The 18,981-nt window shown below is 65.1% G+C and carries 16 protein-coding genes; 9 read left to right on the forward strand and 7 right to left on the reverse strand.

The annotated features are described in order from the left end of the window. Positions 1–9: 9 nt before the first annotated feature. Positions 10–1,383, forward strand: a complete 1,374-nt coding sequence (locus tag JQ635_RS25905; RefSeq protein WP_349631884.1) for an aldehyde dehydrogenase — start codon at positions 10–12, stop codon at positions 1,381–1,383. Between the two features lie 178 nt (positions 1,384–1,561). Here JQ635_RS25905 and JQ635_RS25910 read toward each other — a convergent pair whose 3' ends face one another. Continuing rightward, complete coding sequence (locus JQ635_RS25910; protein WP_211412603.1) at positions 1,562–3,145, reverse strand: winged helix-turn-helix domain-containing tetratricopeptide repeat protein; 1,584 nt, start codon at positions 3,143–3,145, stop codon at positions 1,562–1,564. A 190-nt stretch (positions 3,146–3,335) separates the two neighbouring features. On the opposite strand from JQ635_RS25910, the gene JQ635_RS25915 reads away from it, so the two are divergent. Both JQ635_RS25915 and JQ635_RS25920 read left to right on the forward strand, forming a co-directional pair. Next, positions 3,336–4,640 carry an FAD-binding oxidoreductase gene (locus JQ635_RS25915; RefSeq protein ID WP_349631885.1) on the forward strand — a complete coding sequence of 435 codons (1,305 nt, stop codon included), beginning with the start codon at positions 3,336–3,338 and terminating at the stop codon, positions 4,638–4,640. A gap of 24 nt (positions 4,641–4,664) precedes the next feature. Then, a complete protein-coding gene (locus JQ635_RS25920; RefSeq protein WP_211412605.1) occupies positions 4,665–5,843 on the forward strand; it encodes an MFS transporter in 1,179 nt (392 codons plus the stop codon). Positions 5,844–5,850: 7 nt separating this feature from the next. Here JQ635_RS25920 and JQ635_RS25925 read toward each other — a convergent pair whose 3' ends face one another. The 6 genes from JQ635_RS25925 to JQ635_RS25950 form a co-directional block, all read right to left on the reverse strand. Beyond that, complete coding sequence (locus JQ635_RS25925; RefSeq protein ID WP_211412606.1) at positions 5,851–6,531, reverse strand: SDR family NAD(P)-dependent oxidoreductase; 681 nt, start codon at positions 6,529–6,531, stop codon at positions 5,851–5,853. 4 nt (positions 6,532–6,535) lie between these two features. Next, positions 6,536–7,750, reverse strand: coding sequence for a sialidase family protein (locus JQ635_RS25930; protein WP_211412607.1), 1,215 nt, complete (start codon positions 7,748–7,750; stop codon positions 6,536–6,538). Beyond that, positions 7,747–9,174 (reverse strand): sodium:solute symporter family protein, encoded by a 1,428-nt coding sequence (locus JQ635_RS25935; protein ID WP_211412608.1) that lies wholly within the window; start codon positions 9,172–9,174, stop codon positions 7,747–7,749. The genes JQ635_RS25930 and JQ635_RS25935 overlap by 4 nt, the downstream gene beginning before the upstream one ends. 249 nt (positions 9,175–9,423) lie before the next feature. Continuing rightward, the gene (locus JQ635_RS25940; protein WP_211412609.1) at positions 9,424–10,674 is read right to left on the reverse strand and encodes a Bcr/CflA family efflux MFS transporter; all 1,251 of its coding nucleotides are present in this window, start codon (positions 10,672–10,674) and stop codon (positions 9,424–9,426) included. Positions 10,675–10,763: 89 nt separating this feature from the next. Then, positions 10,764–12,116, reverse strand: a complete 1,353-nt coding sequence (locus JQ635_RS25945) for a glycosyltransferase (RefSeq protein ID WP_211412610.1) — start codon at positions 12,114–12,116, stop codon at positions 10,764–10,766. A 187-nt stretch (positions 12,117–12,303) separates the two neighbouring features. Further along, positions 12,304–12,504 carry a hypothetical protein gene (locus JQ635_RS25950; RefSeq protein WP_211412611.1) on the reverse strand — a complete coding sequence of 67 codons (201 nt, stop codon included), beginning with the start codon at positions 12,502–12,504 and terminating at the stop codon, positions 12,304–12,306. Here JQ635_RS25950 and JQ635_RS25955 point away from each other — a divergent pair. The 6 genes from JQ635_RS25955 (at position 12,503) to JQ635_RS25980 (ending at position 18,937) form a co-directional block, all read left to right on the forward strand. Beyond that, a complete protein-coding gene (locus tag JQ635_RS25955; protein WP_211412612.1) occupies positions 12,503–13,453 on the forward strand; it encodes a c-type cytochrome in 951 nt (316 codons plus the stop codon). The genes JQ635_RS25950 and JQ635_RS25955 overlap by 2 nt on opposite strands. A gap of 372 nt (positions 13,454–13,825) precedes the next feature. After that, complete coding sequence (locus JQ635_RS25960) at positions 13,826–14,551, forward strand: response regulator (protein WP_211412613.1); 726 nt, start codon at positions 13,826–13,828, stop codon at positions 14,549–14,551. 187 nt (positions 14,552–14,738) lie between these two features. Beyond that, on the forward strand, positions 14,739–15,257 hold the full coding sequence (locus JQ635_RS25965) for a DUF1127 domain-containing protein (RefSeq protein ID WP_211412614.1): 519 nt from the start codon (positions 14,739–14,741) through the stop codon (positions 15,255–15,257). Next, the gene (locus JQ635_RS25970; RefSeq protein ID WP_211412615.1) at positions 15,247–15,414 is read left to right on the forward strand and encodes a hypothetical protein; all 168 of its coding nucleotides are present in this window, start codon (positions 15,247–15,249) and stop codon (positions 15,412–15,414) included. The genes JQ635_RS25965 and JQ635_RS25970 overlap by 11 nt, the downstream gene beginning before the upstream one ends. 41 nt (positions 15,415–15,455) lie before the next feature. Then, positions 15,456–16,439: a cytochrome-c peroxidase gene (locus JQ635_RS25975; RefSeq protein ID WP_349631886.1), complete on the forward strand. Its 984-nt coding sequence runs from the start codon at positions 15,456–15,458 to the stop codon at positions 16,437–16,439. After that, positions 16,436–18,937: a two-component system VirA-like sensor kinase gene (locus tag JQ635_RS25980; RefSeq protein ID WP_211412616.1), complete on the forward strand. Its 2,502-nt coding sequence runs from the start codon at positions 16,436–16,438 to the stop codon at positions 18,935–18,937. The genes JQ635_RS25975 and JQ635_RS25980 overlap by 4 nt, the downstream gene beginning before the upstream one ends. Positions 18,938–18,981 lie beyond the last annotated feature (44 nt).

Consider the following 18,981-nt stretch of genomic DNA (forward strand, 5'->3'; position numbering starts at 1 on the left):
TGGGCGTTGGTGCCGCAGGCGACTCCCGGGCAAGTCGCTGATGCGATCGCGGCCGCTCGAAGAGCCTATGAATCCGTCTGGAGCAAGACGACCGGGCTCGCCCGGGCGAATTTGCTGAACAGGCTGGCCGACCTGCTCGATGCGCAAGCCGAGCGCATAGCCATCATGGAGAGCACCGACAACGGCAAGATCATCCGCGAGACGCACGGGCAGATGCATTTTGCGGCGCGCGCGTACCGGTTTTTTGCGGGCTGCGCCGACAAGATTTTTGGCGATACGATCCCGCTGGATCAGCGCGACGTCTTCGACTTCACGCGCCGGGAGCCGATCGGCGTTGCCGTTCTCATCACGGCCTGGAATTCGCCGATGGGGCTGCTTGCCAACAAGCTCGCCCCAGCGCTCGCCGCGGGCAATTGCGTCGTCATCAAGCCGTCCGAGCATGCATCCGTGACGACGCTGGAATTCGCCGAGCTGGTCCGCGAGGCCGGCTTTCCGGCGGGCGTCGTCAACGTCGTGACCGGCGACTATAGGACCGGGCAGGCACTGCTTACGAGCGGACGGATCGATCGCGTCAGTTTCACTGGGAGCCCGAACGTTGGCCGTCAGATCGCGGCCGAGGCAGGCCGCTCTCTTGTCCCGGTGACATTGGAGTTGGGTGGTAAGTCCCCCAACATCATCTTCGACGACGCTGACCTCGACAGGGCGATCGTCGGGGCTCTCGCCGGCATCTTTGGCGCGACCGGGCAGACATGTATTGCGGGCTCGCGGCTGCTCGTTCAGCGTTCGATTCACGATGAGATCGCAAAACGTCTGATTGATCGCGCCCGGAAGATTCGTTTGGGCAATCCGCTGGAGAAGACGACCGATATGGGCACCGTGGCGAACGAGCCTCAGTTTGGTCGTATCCTGAAATGCATTTCCGACGCACAAGCGGAGGGGGCGCTTCTCGCCTGCGGCGGAAAGCCGGCAAAAAGCGACAGCCTTGGGAGAGGCCTGTTTATCGAGCCGACCATCTTCACCTGCGTGGACAACAAGATGGCCATCGCCCAGGAAGAGGTGTTCGGACCGGTGCTGTCGATCATTCCGTTCGAGACCGAGGAACAAGCGATCGCCATCGCCAACGACAGCAAATACGGGCTGGCGTCCGGAGTCTGGACGACGAACCTGTCGCGCGCATTGCGTGTTTCGCGGGCGGTCCATGCGGGGACAGTCTGGGTGAACACCTACCGTGCCTCCAGTGCGATGGCGCCGTTCGGTGGGTTCAAGGAGTCCGGCTTCGGCAAGGAGCGCGGTGTCGCGGCGCTGGAGGAGTTCTTGCAGACCAAGAATGTCATGATCGATTTTTCAAACGAAGAGCGTGATCCATTTGCGCTGAAATTGTGAGAACGACAATGGAGCGGCGCCAATCTGCAGCTCCACGTGATCTTCAGCGACGCCGGAGAATGGCAAGGCCGGCGACAAAGAGGCCCCGGGACCGAAGGACCAGTTCGGTGCGAAGCCATATTCCCGATTGCAGAAGCGGTGTGATCGGTGGCCCGGCCGTTTTTCGCCGCTTCGGCCGCTATGCCAAATCGGCGGGCCCGCCGCTCAGGCCGGCCTTGCGTAGGCCCTCGAGAAAATGGTCGCGGTCAATGGGATCTCTGTACCTGGCGGCGCGCATCCGGGCGAGTTCGAGCGTGTTGACCGGCAGCGCCTCACCGCGCTCGCTCAATTCCAGGCCTCGTTCTCGAATGAACGCGCGCACCTCGAGGTCCGCCTCGCTCTGTCGATCGGTTTGCGCGTAGCATGCCGCAAGGAGTGCGTGGGACCAGCGATCACTCGATCGCGCTTCCCTGAGCACCTTGATCGCCTGTTCGTAGTCGCGCGCCGAATAGAGCGCCAACGCGTGGTACCAATGATAGATGTTGGGTGGAAACGGGTTGAGCTGTTTGGCCGATCTGATCCATGTGAGCGCTTCCCGCCAATGCCCCCAATAGACCAGGATGTTGGCAAACGCGGCTGCGACGTCGGCATCGTTCGGGTTGAGCGCCAGAGCCCGCTTGAAGTGGGTTTCGGCCTCCTGGTCACGTTTCTGCAGGAAAAGAAGCTGGGCGAACACGCCGTGCGACCAGGCATCGTTCTCATCAAGATCGAGCGCGATCTCGATCTCGCGGTGCGCATCATCCAGCGAAGGCGCGGCGGGTGATTCCAGAAACGCGGCGCAGACGATCGTCCAGGCGATATTGGCGTGAGCGCGCGCATAGGCTGGATCGAGAGCCACGGCCTTTTCGAAGCAACCTCTCGCCTCATCCATGCTTGTCACGGTCAACTGACGCCACCGCTCGTTACCCAGCAGGACGAGATCGTAGGCCGTGATGTTCGAGGTCTGTTTGCCTCTTGCGATATCGCGGCCTGCGTCCTCGACGCGGCCGGGCAGCGCCGAGACGATCCTGCCGACGATTTCGTCCTGGATGGCGAATATGTCTTCGATCTCGCGGTCGTAGCGCTCGGTCCAAAGGGTGAAGCCGCTCACGGCATCCAGTAGCTGGACCGTCACCCGCACCCGTTTCCCGATCCGGCGCGCGCTCCCTTCCACCACATAACGTACGCCGAGTTGGCGGCCGACCTCTCTGATGTCGGACGACCTGGCGCGGTAGACGAAGCTGGAATGGCGGGCCACGACGAAGAGCGACCGGAAACGCGACAATTCCGTGATGACGTCTTCGGTGACGCCGTCGGAAAAGTAGTCCTGGGCCGGATCGCCGCTCAGGTTCGAAAACGGCAGCACGGCGATCGATGGTTTGTCGGAGATTGCGGAGGGGGGCCACGTTCGCCGGCTGCCATCGAAGAGCGTTGTGGCCGGCGGGCCGACGTAGCGGTAACCGCGGCGCGGCAGGGTCTCGATCCAGCCACTGCCGCCTTCGACGTCTGCAAACGTCCGGCGCAGCGCCGCGATCTGTACGGTCAGATTGCTTTCCTCGATGGCGAGCCCCGGCCAGGCCGCCTCCATCAGCGCGTCCTTGGCAATCGGTTTTCCAGCCTGCTCCAGCAGCAGCCGAAGCAGTGCGACCGCTCGCCCGCCGAGCGCAACCGGCTCGGCTTCCCGAAACAGCGTGCCGGCGTCTGTCTCGAGACGAAAGGGACCAAACTCGTAGATTGTCGCCATGGCCTAGAGACACCATTTTTGGCGAAATTTGCAACTTTTTCCGATTCGATTCAGGAAACGACCCGGTGCTCCGTGAGACGATGCCATGGGGCATTGGTGGCGAGGAGCAAATCGGATGGAGCAGCGGCGGCCAGACGACAATTTGATGGGAAAATCACACTCCGCCCCACAGCTACGGCTCAAGGGCAGGGTGGTTCTCAAGGGGGACGCCGGCTACGACGAGGCGCGCAAGGTCTGGAATGGCGCGATCGACAAGAAGCCGGCCGTGATCGCCTACTGCGCGGATGCGCAGGATGTGGTCGAGGCCGTGACGTTCGCGAGATCCCGCCGTTTCGCGGTGGCCGTTCGCAGCGGAGGCCACAATGTCGCTGGTCTCTCGGTCTGCGACGACGGCATGGTCATCGACCTGTCGCGGATGAAACGCATCGACGTCGATCCGGTCCGTCGCACCGCGCGCGCAGAGGCAGGCCTCGATCTCGGCGAGTTCGATCGTGCCACGCAGGCGCACGGTCTGGCGACCACCATGGGGGTCAACAGCGATACCGGCATCGCCGGGCTCACGCTCGGCGGCGGCTTCGGTAAGCTCGGGCGCAAATACGGGCTGACCTGCGACAATCTGATTGCCGCCGAAGTGGTGACAGCCGAGGGAAATATCTTGAGGGCCAGCGCGACCGAACACCCCGACCTGTTCTGGGGTCTCCGAGGCGGCGGCGGCAACTTTGGCATCGTGACTGCGTTCGAATACCGGTTGCATGCGATCGGCACGTCATTGCCTGTCGCGTCGACGCTTCATCCTTTCGATCAGGCGCGCGAGGCCATGCGGTTCTACGATGAATTCGCCCGAAGCGCTGCCGACGAGGTCAACGTCGATGCCGCCCTCGTGACGCTGCCGTCGGGCGAGCGTTTCTTCAGCATCACCGGTTGCTATGTCGGCTCGCATCAGGACGGCGAGCAAGCGCTTTCACGGATCATCGAGTTCGGCTCCCCCGTCGAGACGCGCCTCGCGACCGTCCCCTATCTCGAGATTCAGTCGGGCGGCGATGCCCTGTTTCCACGGGGACGTCGCTATTACTGGAAGGCGCAGTTCCTGCGCGAGATCGGTGCGGGTGCAATCGACGCGCTGCTCGACGCCTATGCGAGAGCGCCGAACACGTCGTCGCTATTGGTCTTCCAGCACGTCGGCGGCGCAATCGCGCGCGTTCCAGCGTCCGACTCGCCTTATGCAAACCGTGATGCGGCGTTCGACTGCTTCCCGGTCGCGGTCTGGGATGATCCGGCCGACGACGATGCGAACATGCGCTGGGCACGCGAGCTGTGGAGCGCCGTCAGGCCCTATTCGACCGGCGGCGTCTATGCGAATAATCTCGGCGATGAGGGCGAGGACCGTATTCGCGACGCCTATGGTGAGAATTATCCGCGTTTGGCCGCGCTCAAAATGAAGTATGATCCGACCAATTTCTTCCGCCTGAACCAGAATATCAAGCCGACAGCATAGTTCATACCATTCGAGAGCCTCCAAATGCGAAGCCGCTGGACCATTCTTGCTGCTCTGTTCGTTGCTCGTGCCACCATCGCCTTTCAGTTTCAGAGCGTCGCCGCCGTCGCGCCGCAGCTCAGCCAGGGTCTGGGTGCGAGTCTCGCCGATATCGGCGTTCTGATCGGGCTCTATTTTGCGCCGGGCACCGCGCTTGCCCTGCCTGGCGGCGCGATCGGCCGCCGCTATGGCGACAAGGTGACGGTCCTCGCCGGACTCCTGATGATGCTGGCCGGTGAACTGCTGATGACCACGTCGACGTCATGGAGTGTGCAGATCGCGGGCCGGCTGATTGCCGGCATCGGCGGTGTTCTCCTGAACGTTCTGATGACCAAGATGGTCGCGGACTGGTTTGCCGGTCGGGAAATCGCCACCGCGATGGCCATTTTCATCAACTCCTGGCCGGCTGGCATCGCGCTCTCTCTGATGCTTCTGCCCGCCATTGGCGCGGCGCTCGGGCTCCATGCCGTCAATCTTGCCGTCGCAGGCTTGATCCTGATCGGGCTCGGCCTCATCGCCTTGGTTTATCGCGCGCCTGATGCGACCGTCGCGGCAGAAGGCGAGCCCGGCAGCCTGACCGCCCAGACGATCTGCGCCGTGATTGCCGCCGGCTTGATCTGGTGCCTCTACAATATCGGCTTTGCTATGATCTTCAGTTTCGGCCCGTCGATGCTTGTCGAACAGGGCTGGTCCAGCGCCGCAGCCGGATCGACCATCAGTATCGTGCTCTGGCTCGCCGCCCTCTCGGTTCCGTTCGGCGGCTTCCTCGCGGATCGGACCGGGCGCGGCGAGGCGATCCTCGTGATAGGCTGCATCGCCTTCGCCGTCCTGACGCTTCTTCTGTCGCGGAGCGGCACGGTGCTTCCCATCGTCGTTGCTCTTGGAATCCTTTGCGGCCTGCCTGCTGGCGCGATCATGAGCCTGCCGGCGCGCGTGCTCGACCAGACAATGCGGCCGATCGGAATGGGAATATTCTACACGGTCTTCTACGCTGGCATGCTGGCCGGACCGGCGATCGGAGGCAAGCTCTCCACCTCGTTCGGCTCCGCGAGCGCCGCACTCGACTTCGGCGCCGCCGCGCTCCTGGCGTGTCCCGTCGTCCTGTGGCTCTTCCGCCGTATCGTTGCCGGCCGCTATCGGTCGGCTGTGAGCGTTCGAGCCTGATCGCGCGTTAGAGCGAGCTGCCGCCGCAGATGACGAGTTGCTGTCCCGTGATGGCGGCCGCTTCCGTCGAGAGCAGGAAGGCCACGGCGCTGGCGACTTCCTCCGGGCGGACGAAGCGGCCGATCGGCGGCAGTCTTGGCGTGACATTGGCGCGCGCGGGATCCTTCAGCATCGGCGTCTCGGTTGCGGCGGGGGCGACGACGTTGACCGTGATGCCGCGAGGTGCGAGCTCGAGCGCCCAGGACCGCGCCAGCGCCACCAGCGCCGCCTTGGTCGCGGCATATTGCCCGCGGCCCGCGGCGCCCGATGCGGTGCGGCTGCCGATGAAGACGATACGTCCTCCGTTCGGCAGGCGCGGCGCCAGTGCGTTGGCGAGGCGCTCGGCGACGTCGACATGCAGCCGCCACATCGCCGCGCCGTCGTCATGGTCGAGCGATCCGAGCGGACCGACCTTGAGCAGCCCCGCGGCATGAACGAGCGCGGTCGACGCGATGCCTGCAACGGCGTCGGCAATGCTGTCGACATCGTTCAGGTCGAGCGACAAATGATCGAACGCTGGATGGTCAAAGGTCGCAAGGCGGCGGCTGATCCCGGTGACGCGCCAGCCGTCGCGCAGCAGCTGCTCGACGATCGCGGCACCAATCCCCGAACTTGCGCCCGTCACCAGCGCGTGAGGCCGCTTGTACATGAGCTCAGCCCCGTGCGGCGCGCGTCACCCATGGCTCGGTCACGCGGACATATTTGATGGCGCGGCGGTGGAAGGTGAAGGCCATATGGAGCGCGCCGTCGGCGGTCTGTTTGACGGACGGGTAGGACAGCTCGCGGTTGGTCTGGTCGCGCGAATTGTTGGTCATGCAATAGCCGTCGCCGGTCTCGACATTGCGCCTGGTCCAGCTTCGTCCGCCGTCGGCCGAGACGGCCAGCGTCATCGGCGCCCGCGGCGCGCCCCAGAACGCGGTGCGGCCGTCTGCCGTGCTGCCGTCCCCGGCAAGCACCGGCGGCAGGTCGTCCTCGATCTCGTCATAGAGCGAGAGGCGGCGCCCGGTCGCGTCCCTGGCGCTGGAATCGTTGAAGACGAGCGCGAGATGCCCGTTGCCGAGCCGCGTGAGCTGGATCGAGGAATTGTTGTTGGGAAGCACGGTCGCAACAGGCGCCGACCAGGTGCGGCCGTGATCGGAAGACCTGCTCTGGTAGATGCTGTCCGCCCAGCGGCTGCGGAACATTGCCAGCAGCGAGCCGTCGTCGAGCCGCGCGATGCTCATATGCACGCAGCCGCGGCTGCCGGGCACGTCGACATCGCGCCACGTCTTGCCGGCATCGGAGGAGATTTTCACCGCGCTGGTGTCCTCGTCGCCGTTCCATTTCCGGCCCGGCGTGCTGTGGCAATAGAACACCGGCAGCAGCCAGTCGCCATTGTCGAGCACCACGATCGGCTGGCGGATGAAGGTGCCGCGGCCGCGATGCTCGGGAAACAGCGTCTCGATCGGGCCCCAGCTCTTGCCATTGTCGCGGGAGATGCGGCGGCGGATCAGGGCGGTGTCCTGGTTGCCGGCAAGCTGCGCCGTCCACATCAGCCACAGTGTGCCGTCGGGGGCGGGAAACAGCAGAGGGTTCTGCTCCGAACGTCCCTTGTCGTCGGACAGCTTTTCGGCCGGCGACCATCGTGTCGCGCCGCGGGGCAGGCGCGAAAAATACACCGAGATGTCCGACATGCCCTCCTGCGTGCCGCCGAACCAGACGCAGGCCAGATCGCCGTTCGCGAGCGGCATCAGATTGGCGGCGTGGTTCTGCACGCAAGGCGAGGGGATGAAGGCGTCGAACCGCTCGGGATCGCCGGCGGCCTGGCGAACGATGCCGTCGGCGGCGATCTCGATGTCGGCGGTGACGATCCCGGTATCGACGGTCATGTCGAAGTCCTTTCCACGAATGCATTGGGCTGCGGCGCCTGGGTAGCGGCAGGGGCGCGGCCCAGCGCCACGCGCTCGATCGCCATCACGACCAGCGGCGTTGCGGCGGCGATGTACATGTTGTCGATGCCGAAGGGGTTGCCGAGCATGTACCAGGCCGTGGTCGAGACCGCGGCACCGATCAGGCCGGCGGTGGCGCCGCGGTTGCTGGCGAACAGCGGCAGGTAGAAGCCCATCATCGCCACGATGGTGATCGACAGCCGCAGCGCGCGCGTGAAGAACGACAGTTTCAGGATCTCCGGAATGAAGAACACGAACACCAGCGGCACGATGCCGATCACCACCGAGAACACGCGCGTCATCTTCAATTCGCGCTCCGGCGTCGGCTTCCAGTAGGGTACGTAGAAGTCGCGCACCACCAGCGAGGCGATCGCGAGCGCGACGGTGCAGACGCTGACGAAGATCGAGGCGACCAGCGAGGTCGTCACGAAGGCCGAGGCGAGCGGCGGCATCTTCTCCAAAAACACCGGCAGCGCGTAGAGGCTGTTCATGTCGGGGTAGAGATATTTCGCGGCAACTCCGATCAGCGCGAGCAGGAAACCCAGCGGCAGGCAGAACGCCGCCGCATAGAACGTCGCCTTGCGGGCGTCGTCCGCGCTCGGGGTCGAGGAGATCGCCTGCACGATGAACTGCGTCGAGAAGATCGCGCCGACCGTGCCGAAGGTCCAGGCGAAGATGGTGGTAAAACCGATCTTGCCGTCCCAGGTGAAGTAATAGGCCGGCAGCTTGGCCTGGATCGGCGCGATGCCGCCGGTCAGCGACATCGCGACCGCGAAGATGATGATAATGCCGATCACCTTGAAGGCGCTGTGCAGGATGGTCACCCAGGCGACGCCCTTCAATCCGCCGAACACGTAGTAGAAGGTCGAGACCACCGCGATGATGCACATCGCGACCGGCAGGCTGACATGCAGCGCGGTGGCGATCGCGGCCGCGCCGCTGACGTAATTGCCGACATTCACCAGCAGCAGCGCGTAGATCATGATCACGGACACGGTGAGCATGGTCGACTTGCCGTATTTCTGCGCGATCGCGGCGGAGATGGTGTATTCGCCGGAATTGTAGAGCTTCTTCACCATCAACAGGCCGAACAGCAGGAAGCCGATCGAGGCGCCGAGCACGGCCCACCCCGCCGCCATGCCCGACTGGAACGCTTCCTGCGCCGTGCCGACGGTCGACTTGGCGCCGACGAACTCGGACATCATCAGCACGCCGACCACCACGGCCGGCATGGCGCGGGCGGCGGTCATGAACTGGTCGCTGGTCCGGCTGCGCAGCTTGAGCGTGAGCCAGGAGGTGAAGGCGATGTAGGCGACGATCATCGCGACGATGAGCGTGCTGTCGCCGTTGAGGATGGCTTGCATCGGTGATGTTTCCTCCGGTGACGCGGATGCGGTGTTGTGAGCCCGCCTTGCGCAATTCTGTATTGTTCGGAATGCGAACAATTGTTCTATATACTCATTAGACCTGCGCGGACGCGATGCGTCAAGCGCACGTGCCAGGCACGGCGGCGGATGCGTCCCATAGGGGCGCAACGCCGCAGCATGTTCAAAGGGTTGCAGAGCGCAGAACAGGACCTGCCGGCACCGGGGATGCGCCGCCAATCGAACGCCTCAGGAGCGCGTCGGGCTCCGGATCGCCGCGCCGGCATCGATCGTCCGCGACTGCAAACGACGGTCGGCGGGACGCGCCACCAGAAGATAAAGGCCCAGCGCGAGCAGCGACGACACAGCCATGACCGCCGTCATCGACAGCGCGGTCCGTCCGTCGAAACGCGTCGCCACCAGTCCGCTCGATACGGCGCCCGCGATCAGTTGAATGCTTCCGGCAGCCGCGCTGACGGCGCCGGCGATGTCGGGGAGGTGCTGCATCGTCGCGCTCATCACGTTCGGCACGCTCAGTCCGAAGCCGAGCGCCACCGCCATCAGCAGTACGACGACGAGCGCCGTCGGCATCCAGCCGGCCAATGTCATCGCGAGCAGGACGACGCTGGCCGCCGACGACAGTGTCAGCCCGGTCGCGAGCATGTGGCTGGAGGATATCCCGCGCCGGCCAGCCTGGCCGTCGAGGAAGGCGCCGGCCATCACGGAGGCCGAGCAGGCGCTGAAGATCAGTCCGTATTGCGCGGGCGAGAGCCCGACGGCGCCGACGAAGAACAGCGAGGCGCCGGTGACGTAGGCAAACACCGTCGCGCCGCCCGCGGCGCCGACCAGGATGAAAGGCAACGAAACTGGATGCGTCAGCACCCGGCGATAGCTGTCGGTCGCGGCGGACGGAACGAGGCGCGCGGAAGGTGCGATCGCCGCGGTCTCGGCGAAGCGAAACATCACCACCACCAGCAGCATCAGGCCGACCGCGCTCTGAGTCGCATAGATCGATCGCCAGCCGGCCGCCGCCAGCAGGGCGGCGCCCGCCGTCGGCGCGATCACGGTCGCGACGTTGACTGCGACCATGACGTTGGCGATCTTGCCTCGCGCGGCGTCACCGTCGAACAGATCGCGAATGATGGCAAACGTTGTAGCCGTCGCGGCAGCGCCGATCCCCTGGAAGAAGCGGCACACCAGCAGAAGCGGCAGCGAGGTGGCAAGCGCGCAACTGATGCTGGCGGCGATGAACAGCGCAAGGCCAAACGCCAGAACCGGCTTGCGGCCGGTGCGGTCGGAGACCGGTCCGTAGATCAGCGGCGCGGTGGCAAGGCTCAGCATGAAGGCGCTCATCGTCAGCCCGACGTCCGAGGCGCTCGTGCCGAGCGTGGCGCCGGTGGCCGCCAGTGCCGGCAGGTTGATATCGATGCCGGAATACGGCACGGCCGCGAGAGCGCCGAGCAGCACCGTGAACGCAAAGGAATCTGGTTCGATCCGCATGGACGATGATCCGAAGGCGTGTGGCGAAGTTTCACAAGGCGATGGAGCGCGGTCGCACCGCGCTCCATCATTCCGTCAAGCGGCAGCGATCAGGCGCGCCGGCCGGCACGCCGTCCCTGGCTCGCCGCGACCGCGCGCAGGCGTGACACTTCGGTCTCGTCGGTCACGAGTTCGCCGATGATCCGGACAATTTCCGCCCGGGTATCGATCTCGGCGAACTCGTCGGCGATCTGCGTCGCACGCAGCTGATAGCGCGGCTGGTCGAGCACCGCCCGCACCGCATTGCGTATGGCTTCCGGTGTCGGCTCGTTGGTCTCGAGGTTGATGCCGACGCCGGACCATGCGACCCGCGCGTTGACGTCGGCCTTGTCTTCGGTCAGTCCCGCAGTGACCAGCGGAATGCCGAAGCTCACGGCCTGGTTGACGCTGCCATAGCCGCCATTGGTGACGAGCACGTCGACGTTCGGCAGCAACCATTCGAACGGCAGATAGCGGGCGAGACGCGCGTTCGACGGCACTTTGCCGGGGATGGCGTTGACCGGACGGCCGCCCGCGGTCGCGACCACCAGGATGTCGGGCTCGTCGGCAAGCGCTGCCAGCGTCGGGGCGACCAGCAGGTTGAAATTGTGGTTGGCCACCGTTCCCTGCGTCACCAGAACGACCTTGCGCGAACCGTCGAGATCCTCGACCCATGGCGGCGGCGGCACCTGATTGGCAATGATCGGAGGCGTGCCGACGAAATGCACGGACGACGGGATCTCGCGGGGGAATTCGAAGCTCGGCACGGACAATTGCAGATAGGCATCGGCGAGGGCGACCACCAAATGGAACAGCGGCATCGATATCGGCCCGACGCCGAGGGTCTTCAGGGCCCGGTTCAGACGCAGCGACACCGGCTGATCGACCGCCGCGTCATATTCTCGCGCCTTGACGGCGTATTGATCGCGCTGCTCGGGGGTCGTCGCCGGCGGCAGGCCGAGGAAATTCGGCGCGCCGTCCTCGCGCGCCCAATGCAGGAACGAGGTTCCGCAGAGCGCGATCGGCGGCCGCTGCGAGCGCGGTCCGAGCAGCATCGGCAGCACGCCGAACAGCATGTCGTCGCCGACGATGATGTCGGCCGGAAACTGCTGTAGCGCTTGCAGCAGTCCCTGGTGTTGCGCCGGAATGGCATCGACGAAGATGCGCTCCAGCGCCACGCGGAACCACTCGAGTCCCGGCGGGATGGACTTGAGCTCGGGGACCAGGGCGAAGACGTCGTTCGGATCGAAATCCGCCCCTTCCGGAAGGGGAAAGAACTTGACGCCGCTGGCCTCGACGCGGGCACGAAAGGCGGTGCCCGTCATGAAGGCAACCTCGTGGCCTTCGGCGACGAGGACCTGCGTGATCGCCAGCATCGGATTGAGATGACCCGTCGCAGGCGTCGAAGCGATAAGAATCTTCATGGGAGTTGACCTCTTGATGATCGATGCTCGGCCGCCAACAGGGCGGCCGCTCGATTGAGCAGAGGCAATTGGGGGGATCGCCGTTACACCGAGGCTTCCGATGATCGCCAAATGGTTACGGCGGCAACGCATCGTGGCGCGGCCAAGGCCAGCGCCGAGCGGCCGGGATGGTGCCGCAGCGCAAGCGTTACAGTTGTAACGCGAGCGGCCGCTCGTGAAACGGGGCGGTAATGCCGCGCTCGTAATCCGGCAAGGCGCCGTTTGGCGCGCCGCGGGCATTCAGCGGTTTGAGTCGAAGATGATTATCGACGGTCGGGATATCGCGCGAATTTGACCGCGCAGAATTCGTTGAGGCAACATTTTTGAGGAGAACGCCATGCAGAATCATGCAGAATATTGTCGCCCTGGCTGCAATGGTCGCTGTCGTTGTGCTCCTGGTCTGGTCGGGCGTTCGCGCCTGGCAGACAAAGAATTCCCTGTTGAAATGGTGCGGCGTGGTTCTGGCGGCACTGCCGGCCATTGCGCTGTCCGGCGCGAGTGCGCTGATGGCTGCGGGCATCGTCAAGCAGCACTCTCGTTCCGCGCCCATCCCCCATCTCGAGGTGGAGGCGACACCGGAACGGATTGCCCGCGGCAGGGCGGTCGCCGACAGCTTCTGCGCCGGATGTCACTCGAACAGCGGCGTGCTGTCCGGTGGCGGCGACGTCGGCAAGGATCTCCCGCTTCCCATCGGCTCCTTCGTGCCCGCGAACCTGACCCCTGCCGGCGCCTTGAAGCATTGGTCCGACGGCGAGATCTTTCGCGCCATTCGCAATGGCGTCGACGCGCGCGGGCGATGGCTCGCGATCATGTCCTTCACCAATGCCGGCCGGCTCAGTGACGACGACACCAAGGCCGTGATCGCCTATATCCGCAGCCTGCCCGCAGGCGGTGAGCGGACGTCCGAGCCTCCGGATCGGTTCACCCTGCTGGGCCTTGCGATGCTGGGTGCGGGACTCTTGCCGGATGCCAAGCCGGTGTTCACCGGTGCGATCATTGCGCCGCCGAAGGAGCCGACAGCCCGTTATGGCAGGTACCTGCTGTCCTATCAGGATTGCCGCGAATGTCATGGCAAGGATCTCGCAGGCGGCGTGCCCGGACAATTGCCGCCGCTCGGACCGGATCTCGGTGTCCTCAAGGACTGGAGCAAGGCGCAGTTCATCGCCACCATGCGTACGGGCGTCGATCCGAACGGACATCGGCTCGACGAGCAAATGCCGTGGCGGCCAATCGGGCGGATGGACGACGACGAGCTCGCTGCGATCTACCAGTACCTCGTGGGTCTGCCCCGCTCCTGACACGACCCGCCAAAATGATCTCGCGCGGCCGGTCTCATCCGGGCGCGCGATCGTCGTTTACGCGTCGGATAAGCCCAGCGGCGGAAGCGCGCACGCCGTCGCGATCGCCGAACAGTCACTTCGTCATCGACGAACAATGACGCGGGCCCGCGCACTGGAATCGCTCAAAAGTAGCATTAGCTAGGATCACAATGGTTCACGTCTGCGACATCCTGCGGACTTGGCCGCAGAAATACCGGCTTATGGCGTCATCGAAACATCATGGACAGCGGCGGCGCATGCCGACCTTTTTGGCTGTCGCTGATACTAATTTGAATGATTGCCGATCTTGAACGTGACCCGGTTGGTGACGGCAGATTTTGAGAGAGAAGTATGCTTGCAGATGTTGGCCACATCGTCGTCGTCGACGACGATCCCACCTTGCGACAGATGGTGATCAGATATCTGGAGGAGCACAATGTCCCGACCAGGGCGGCGTCCAGCAGGTCTGAACTGAACCACTATCTCGAAGCCAGTCAGCCCAGCCTGATCATTCTCGACCTTCGCCTCGGCCAGGAGGACGGTCTGGACCTGCTGCGGGAAATCCGTTCCCATTCCGACGTACCTGTCATCATCACGACCGGTCATCGCCCGGATGAGATCGACCGCATCGTCGGGCTCGAGCTCGGCGCCGACGACTACATCATCAAGCCGTTCTCCTTGCGGGAACTGCTGGCGCGTGTCCGGGCGGTGTTGCGGCGACAGGAGATGGGCCGAGCCGCGCGCGCCCGCGATCCCGAGCGCGGAGGCTATCGCTTCGGCGGATGGAAGCTGGAACGCCGCGGCCGCAAGCTCATCGATCCCAGTGAAACGCCGGTTCCGCTCAGCAAGGGGGAGTATGCCCTGTTGCTGGCCTTCCTCGAGGCGCCGCAACGCCCGCTGACCCGCGAGCATCTGCTTCAGGCGACCCGTATCCATGAGGACATCTTCGATCGCAGCATCGACGTTCAGGTGCTGCGGCTGCGGCGCAAGCTGGAGTCCGATCCGAGTGCGCCGCGCGTCATCCAGACCGAGCGCGGCGTCGGCTATGTTTTCGCGGTTCCCGTAGAACCGTTCTAGAGCGCGATCCGGACCTGGAGCGCCGCGTTAGCGCAAAGTGCGCAGCAGTGGCTTTCCGAAATGGTCATGCTCAAGCAGAAACGTGGCCGCGGGATTGCAACTGTAACCCCTTTGCCGATGACGGTGATTTCGCTGTAACGCCCGGCCTGCACATTGCCTCCCACGAACAGCGTGTGGGAGATTTACGATGAAGACGCATTTTCGCAGTGTGATCCGTTCCGTTCGGCCGGATGATGCGCAGCCCGTGCTGCAAGCTGCGGCGCCAGACCGGGAGGTCAGCTTAATCCGGTCGGTGGCCTTTGCCTTCATGGAAGGGTTTGCGCTCTATGGCGCCGCATTGCATCCGTCCGCGGCCATGCCGGTTCACGCCATACTCGCAGCCCGGCGGGATTGGCAGCCGTATCCGGAGGCCGGCGAGCCCGAGAAGCCGGTGCAGAACGGCGATGGCCGCGGAACGTGCAGCACCGGCAATGTCGTCAAATTCGATCGCGCCCTGCCGCGCGAGGCGCAACCGGAGCGGCGCTGGAGCTGGCTGCGCTCAGCCGGTGAAATGCTGACGGTTCTGCTGTCGCATGTGCGCCGGGAGCGCGAGGTCAGGAGAGCCGTCGCCGCCTTGACGGAACTCGACGACCGGACATTGCGCGATCTCGGAATCCGCGGACGTTCGGAAATCGAGCGGATGGTGAGGTACTGTCGTGATTGCTGACGTGGTCTACATTGCCTTCGCCGGGCTGGGCGTGTGCCACGCTGCCTGCCGTTCGATGATCTCGGGCGGCCTCGAGGCCAGCCTGTTCGGCCTGCGTCCCCTCGTCTCGCGATGGCCGCGTTCAGGACATCATCGCGCGTCGATCAAAAGCCCTTGAGTGGGTGCCACTGCCTTCGCTTCCACCCCATATCACGGACAGTGCGACTATTGACTGGATTTCGCGGAGCCGGACCAGGCGCCGGCTATCGGGGCGGGGTGATCGCGATCTGCGCGGTGTTGCTGTGCTGCGTGGAAGTCACGCCCGCGCCGTCGCAGTCGCCGCCGGCACCAGCGCTCGACCGCGGGGAACCGATCACGCCGATTCCGCCGGCTCCCACCGTCGATCCGCTGAAGGCGGCGCTTGGCGAGAAGCTGTTCGGCGACCGCCGGCTCTCGCATGACAATTCCCGCGCCTGCCAATATTGCCACGATATCGCGACCAACGGTGCGAGCCAGAGGCGGCACGATGTCGGTCTCGACGGGGTGGAGATCGCGCTCAACACGCTCACCGTCTTCAATTCGACGCTCAGCTTTCGTTTCAACTGGGAAGGAAAATTCCGCACTGTCGAGGCCGACATCAAGGCATCGCTGGAAAGCCCGCACACGATGGGCAGTAGCGCGGCGGAGATCACCGCAAAGCTCGATGCCGATCCCGACATGCGCAATCGTTTCGTCGCGGCCTATGGAAGGCGCCCCGACAGCGGCGACGTCGTCGACGCGCTCGCAAGCTATCAGCGCACGCTGCTCACGCCGGGCGGCAGGTTCGATCGCTGGCTGGAGGGCGACGACGCAGCCCTGTCGGCCGAGGAACTCGACGGCTACCGCCTGTTCAAGTCGCTGGGTTGCTCGGCCTGCCACCAGGGCGTCAACGTCGGCGGCAATCTGTTCGAGCGGCACGGCATATTCCACCCCCTGGCGTCGCCCGAGCCGAAAATCCTGCGCGTGCCGAGCCTGCGCAACGTCGCGACGACGGCCCCTTATTTTCATGACGGCAGCGCGCCGACGCTCGAGGACGCGGTTCGCAGGATGGCGCTGGCGCAGTTGAACGCGACGCTGACGGACCGGCAGGCCAGCGCGCTCGTCGCCTTCCTCAACAGCCTGACCGGGACCTATCGCGGCACGCCCGTCGGTGGCTCGCCATGAGATCAGCTCCTGCGGTGGTCAGTGTCGCGTTCGTGCTCGCGCTTCTCACCTGGCTCTTGTTGAACGGGCTGAACGTCAATTCGGCGCGTTATGACAGCCAGCTGGAGGCGCTCGGGGATTTCACCCGGTTCGAACGCGGGATGACCAGGGAAGTCCTCACCGCGCGCGCCGGCTTGTCGCGCAATTACGACGCGCTGGTGCAGATGGTGAATGCCTATGACGATGCCTTGACGCGGCTGCGCGACACGGCGGGCCTCGACGCCGAGCAGACGAGGGCCATCGACGTCCTGTCGGCGCGAGCCGGCCGGCAAGAGAGCCTGATCGAGCGGTTCAAAAGCAGGAATGCGTTGCTGCAGAACTCCTTCGCCTATTTCGGCCTGTTCAGCGACAAGCTGGCCGAGTCGGACTCCCGGCCGCTGGTGACGGCCGCCTCCGCGCTGGCGGCCGCCATGCTGCGCCTGACGCTCGACACCTCGGACGCTGCTGCGCGCCAGGTCGAGGACCGCCTGGAAGAGCTGGCGCAACTGCAGGCGCCGCCGGCGGAGAAGGATTCGGTCCGGGCGCTGCTGACCCACGGACAGATGCTGCATGACCTGCTGCCCGATATCGACACCATCCTGAGGACGCTCGTCGCCGATTCCAACAACCGCGACCAGGATGCCATGCTGGCGGTCATCCTGAAGCGCCAGCACGCCGCGCGCGCCTCGGCGCGCAAGACGCGTTTGTTGCAATACATCACCTCGCTGCTGCTGCTCTCCGGCATCATCTATTTCGGCATGCTGCTGCGCAAACGGGCCGTGACGCTGCGCCGCCGCGCCGCGTTCGAGCATGTGATCGCCAACATCTCGATGCTGTTCATCAACTCGAGCAGCGAGCGGATCGCCGCGGATGTCGAGATGGCGCTTCACCAGCTTGCCGGATGCATCGGCGCGGACCGTGCCTATTTTGTCTGCGAGGTCGGCGCGACGACGCACAGCTACCGCTGGTCCCGCGACGGCGTCGGGTTCGAGCAGGGCTGGCCGCAACGGGTGCTGGGCCTCGCGTTGCGATCCGACGGCGGCGACGACGGCATCATCTACATCCCCAAGGTGAGCGCTTCGCATCCCCACGAGGCGATGAACCTGCTCGCCGAAGCCGGCGTGAGCGGCTGGCTCTGCATCATGGCGGCGCACAAAAGCCGCGACGGCATTCTCGGCTTCGACGCCGTGCACGGAGGGGCGCTCAGATACTGGTCCGAGGTCTCGCTGTTTCGCATGGCCTTCGACGCGATCGGCAACGCGATCAGGCGGGCCCGGCTCGAGGGCGAGAAGGAGCGTCTCCAGGCGAGCCTGCAGCAGGCGCGCCGCATGGAGACCATCGGAACCTTTGCCAGCGGCATCGCCCACAACTTCAACAATATCGTCGGTGCAATTCTCGGCTATGCCGAAATGGCCGACGCGCGCATTCCGTCGGGAAGCCGGCCTGCCGCAAGTCTCGCCGAGATCCGCCGGGCCGGCGAGCGGGCGCGCGAGCTGGTCGAACAGATTCTCAGCTTCGGCCGCCGCGGCGAGGGCAGGCGGGAGCGTGTGTGCGTCAAGACCCTGATCGACGAGACCAGGTCGCTGCTCGCCGCGTCGCTGCCTTCCTATGTCAGGCTCGAGGTGAACGAAACGGCCGAAGCGCCCGTCGTGACCGGGGAGCCGGCCCAATTGCAGCAGGTGATCCTGAATCTGTGCAACAACGCCGCGCAAGCGATGAAGGAGCCTGGCCGTATCGAGCTCCGCATCAAGGCGTGCGATCTCGCAAGGCCGCTGCCGGTTGGGCGCAGCGATGTCGGCCCTGGCCGCTTCATCGTCATTTCGGTCACCGATCCCGGTCCCGGCATGGACGAGGCGACGCTGGAGCGGATCTTCGAGCCGTTCTTCACCACCCGCCCGGACGGCAACGGCCTTGGGCTCGCGACGGTGCGCGAGATCGTCGAGCAACATGGCGGCGCGATCGCGGTGCAGAGCCGGCCGGACGCCGGCACGCGCTTCGACGTCTGGCTGCCATCGGGCGTGCCCGACGAGCCGCAGCCGGCTTCGCACGGCTCCGATCCGGCGCTGCTTGGCGCCGGCGAAACCGTGCTCGTGATCGACACCGATCGCCGCCGCTTGTTGCGCTATGAGGAGATCCTCGCGGCGCTCGGCTATGAGCCCGTCGGCTTCACCAGGCTTGCGGAAGCGATCGCCGCCTGCCGCGCCGCGCACGCCCGCTTCGACGTGGCGCTGGTGTGTCATCTGCCCGGAGGTTCCTCGCTCGACGTCGCGGCGGCGTTGCATGATGCCGCGCCGGCTCTGCCGATCATCCTGGCGGCGCCCTCGACGCGCGACCTGGCGATGCCTTCGCTCGAGACGTCGGGCATCACCGAGCTCGTTCATCACCCGCTGGTGTCGTCGGAGCTCGCCGGCGTGCTGGCGCGCAGCCTCGCCTCGTCCGCGACGGGCGGCAGGTCGAGGCGCATAGCCGGAGTTTCCTGAAGCATGACCCGCAGGCGGTTTCAGCCGTAACGCGATAGCATCGC

The sequence above is a fragment of the Bradyrhizobium iriomotense genome, assembly GCF_018130765.1.
In the GTDB taxonomy this organism is placed as follows: domain Bacteria; phylum Pseudomonadota; class Alphaproteobacteria; order Rhizobiales; family Xanthobacteraceae; genus Bradyrhizobium; species Bradyrhizobium iriomotense_A.

Excerpts from the sequence above, each read along its gene's own strand:
- JQ635_RS25910 (WP_211412603.1), bottom strand. The coding sequence starts at position 3,145 with ATGGCGACAATCTACGAGTTTGGTCCCTTTCGTCTCGAGACAGACGCC.
- JQ635_RS25920 (WP_211412605.1), top strand. The coding sequence starts at position 4,665 with ATGCGAAGCCGCTGGACCATTCTTGCTGCTCTGTTCGTTGCTCGTGCC.
- JQ635_RS25925 (WP_211412606.1), bottom strand. The coding sequence starts at position 6,531 with ATGTACAAGCGGCCTCACGCGCTGGTGACGGGCGCAAGTTCGGGGATT.
- JQ635_RS25930 (WP_211412607.1), bottom strand. The coding sequence starts at position 7,750 with ATGACCGTCGATACCGGGATCGTCACCGCCGACATCGAGATCGCCGCC.
- JQ635_RS25935 (WP_211412608.1), bottom strand. The coding sequence starts at position 9,174 with ATGCAAGCCATCCTCAACGGCGACAGCACGCTCATCGTCGCGATGATC.
- JQ635_RS25940 (WP_211412609.1), bottom strand. The coding sequence starts at position 10,674 with ATGCGGATCGAACCAGATTCCTTTGCGTTCACGGTGCTGCTCGGCGCT.
- JQ635_RS25945 (WP_211412610.1), bottom strand. The coding sequence starts at position 12,116 with ATGAAGATTCTTATCGCTTCGACGCCTGCGACGGGTCATCTCAATCCG.
- JQ635_RS25955 (WP_211412612.1), top strand. The coding sequence starts at position 12,503 with ATGCAGAATATTGTCGCCCTGGCTGCAATGGTCGCTGTCGTTGTGCTC.
- JQ635_RS25950 (WP_211412611.1), bottom strand. The coding sequence starts at position 12,504 with ATGATTCTGCATGGCGTTCTCCTCAAAAATGTTGCCTCAACGAATTCT.
- JQ635_RS25960 (WP_211412613.1), top strand. The coding sequence starts at position 13,826 with ATGCTTGCAGATGTTGGCCACATCGTCGTCGTCGACGACGATCCCACC.
- JQ635_RS25965 (WP_211412614.1), top strand. The coding sequence starts at position 14,739 with ATGAAGACGCATTTTCGCAGTGTGATCCGTTCCGTTCGGCCGGATGAT.
- JQ635_RS25980 (WP_211412616.1), top strand. The coding sequence starts at position 16,436 with ATGAGATCAGCTCCTGCGGTGGTCAGTGTCGCGTTCGTGCTCGCGCTT.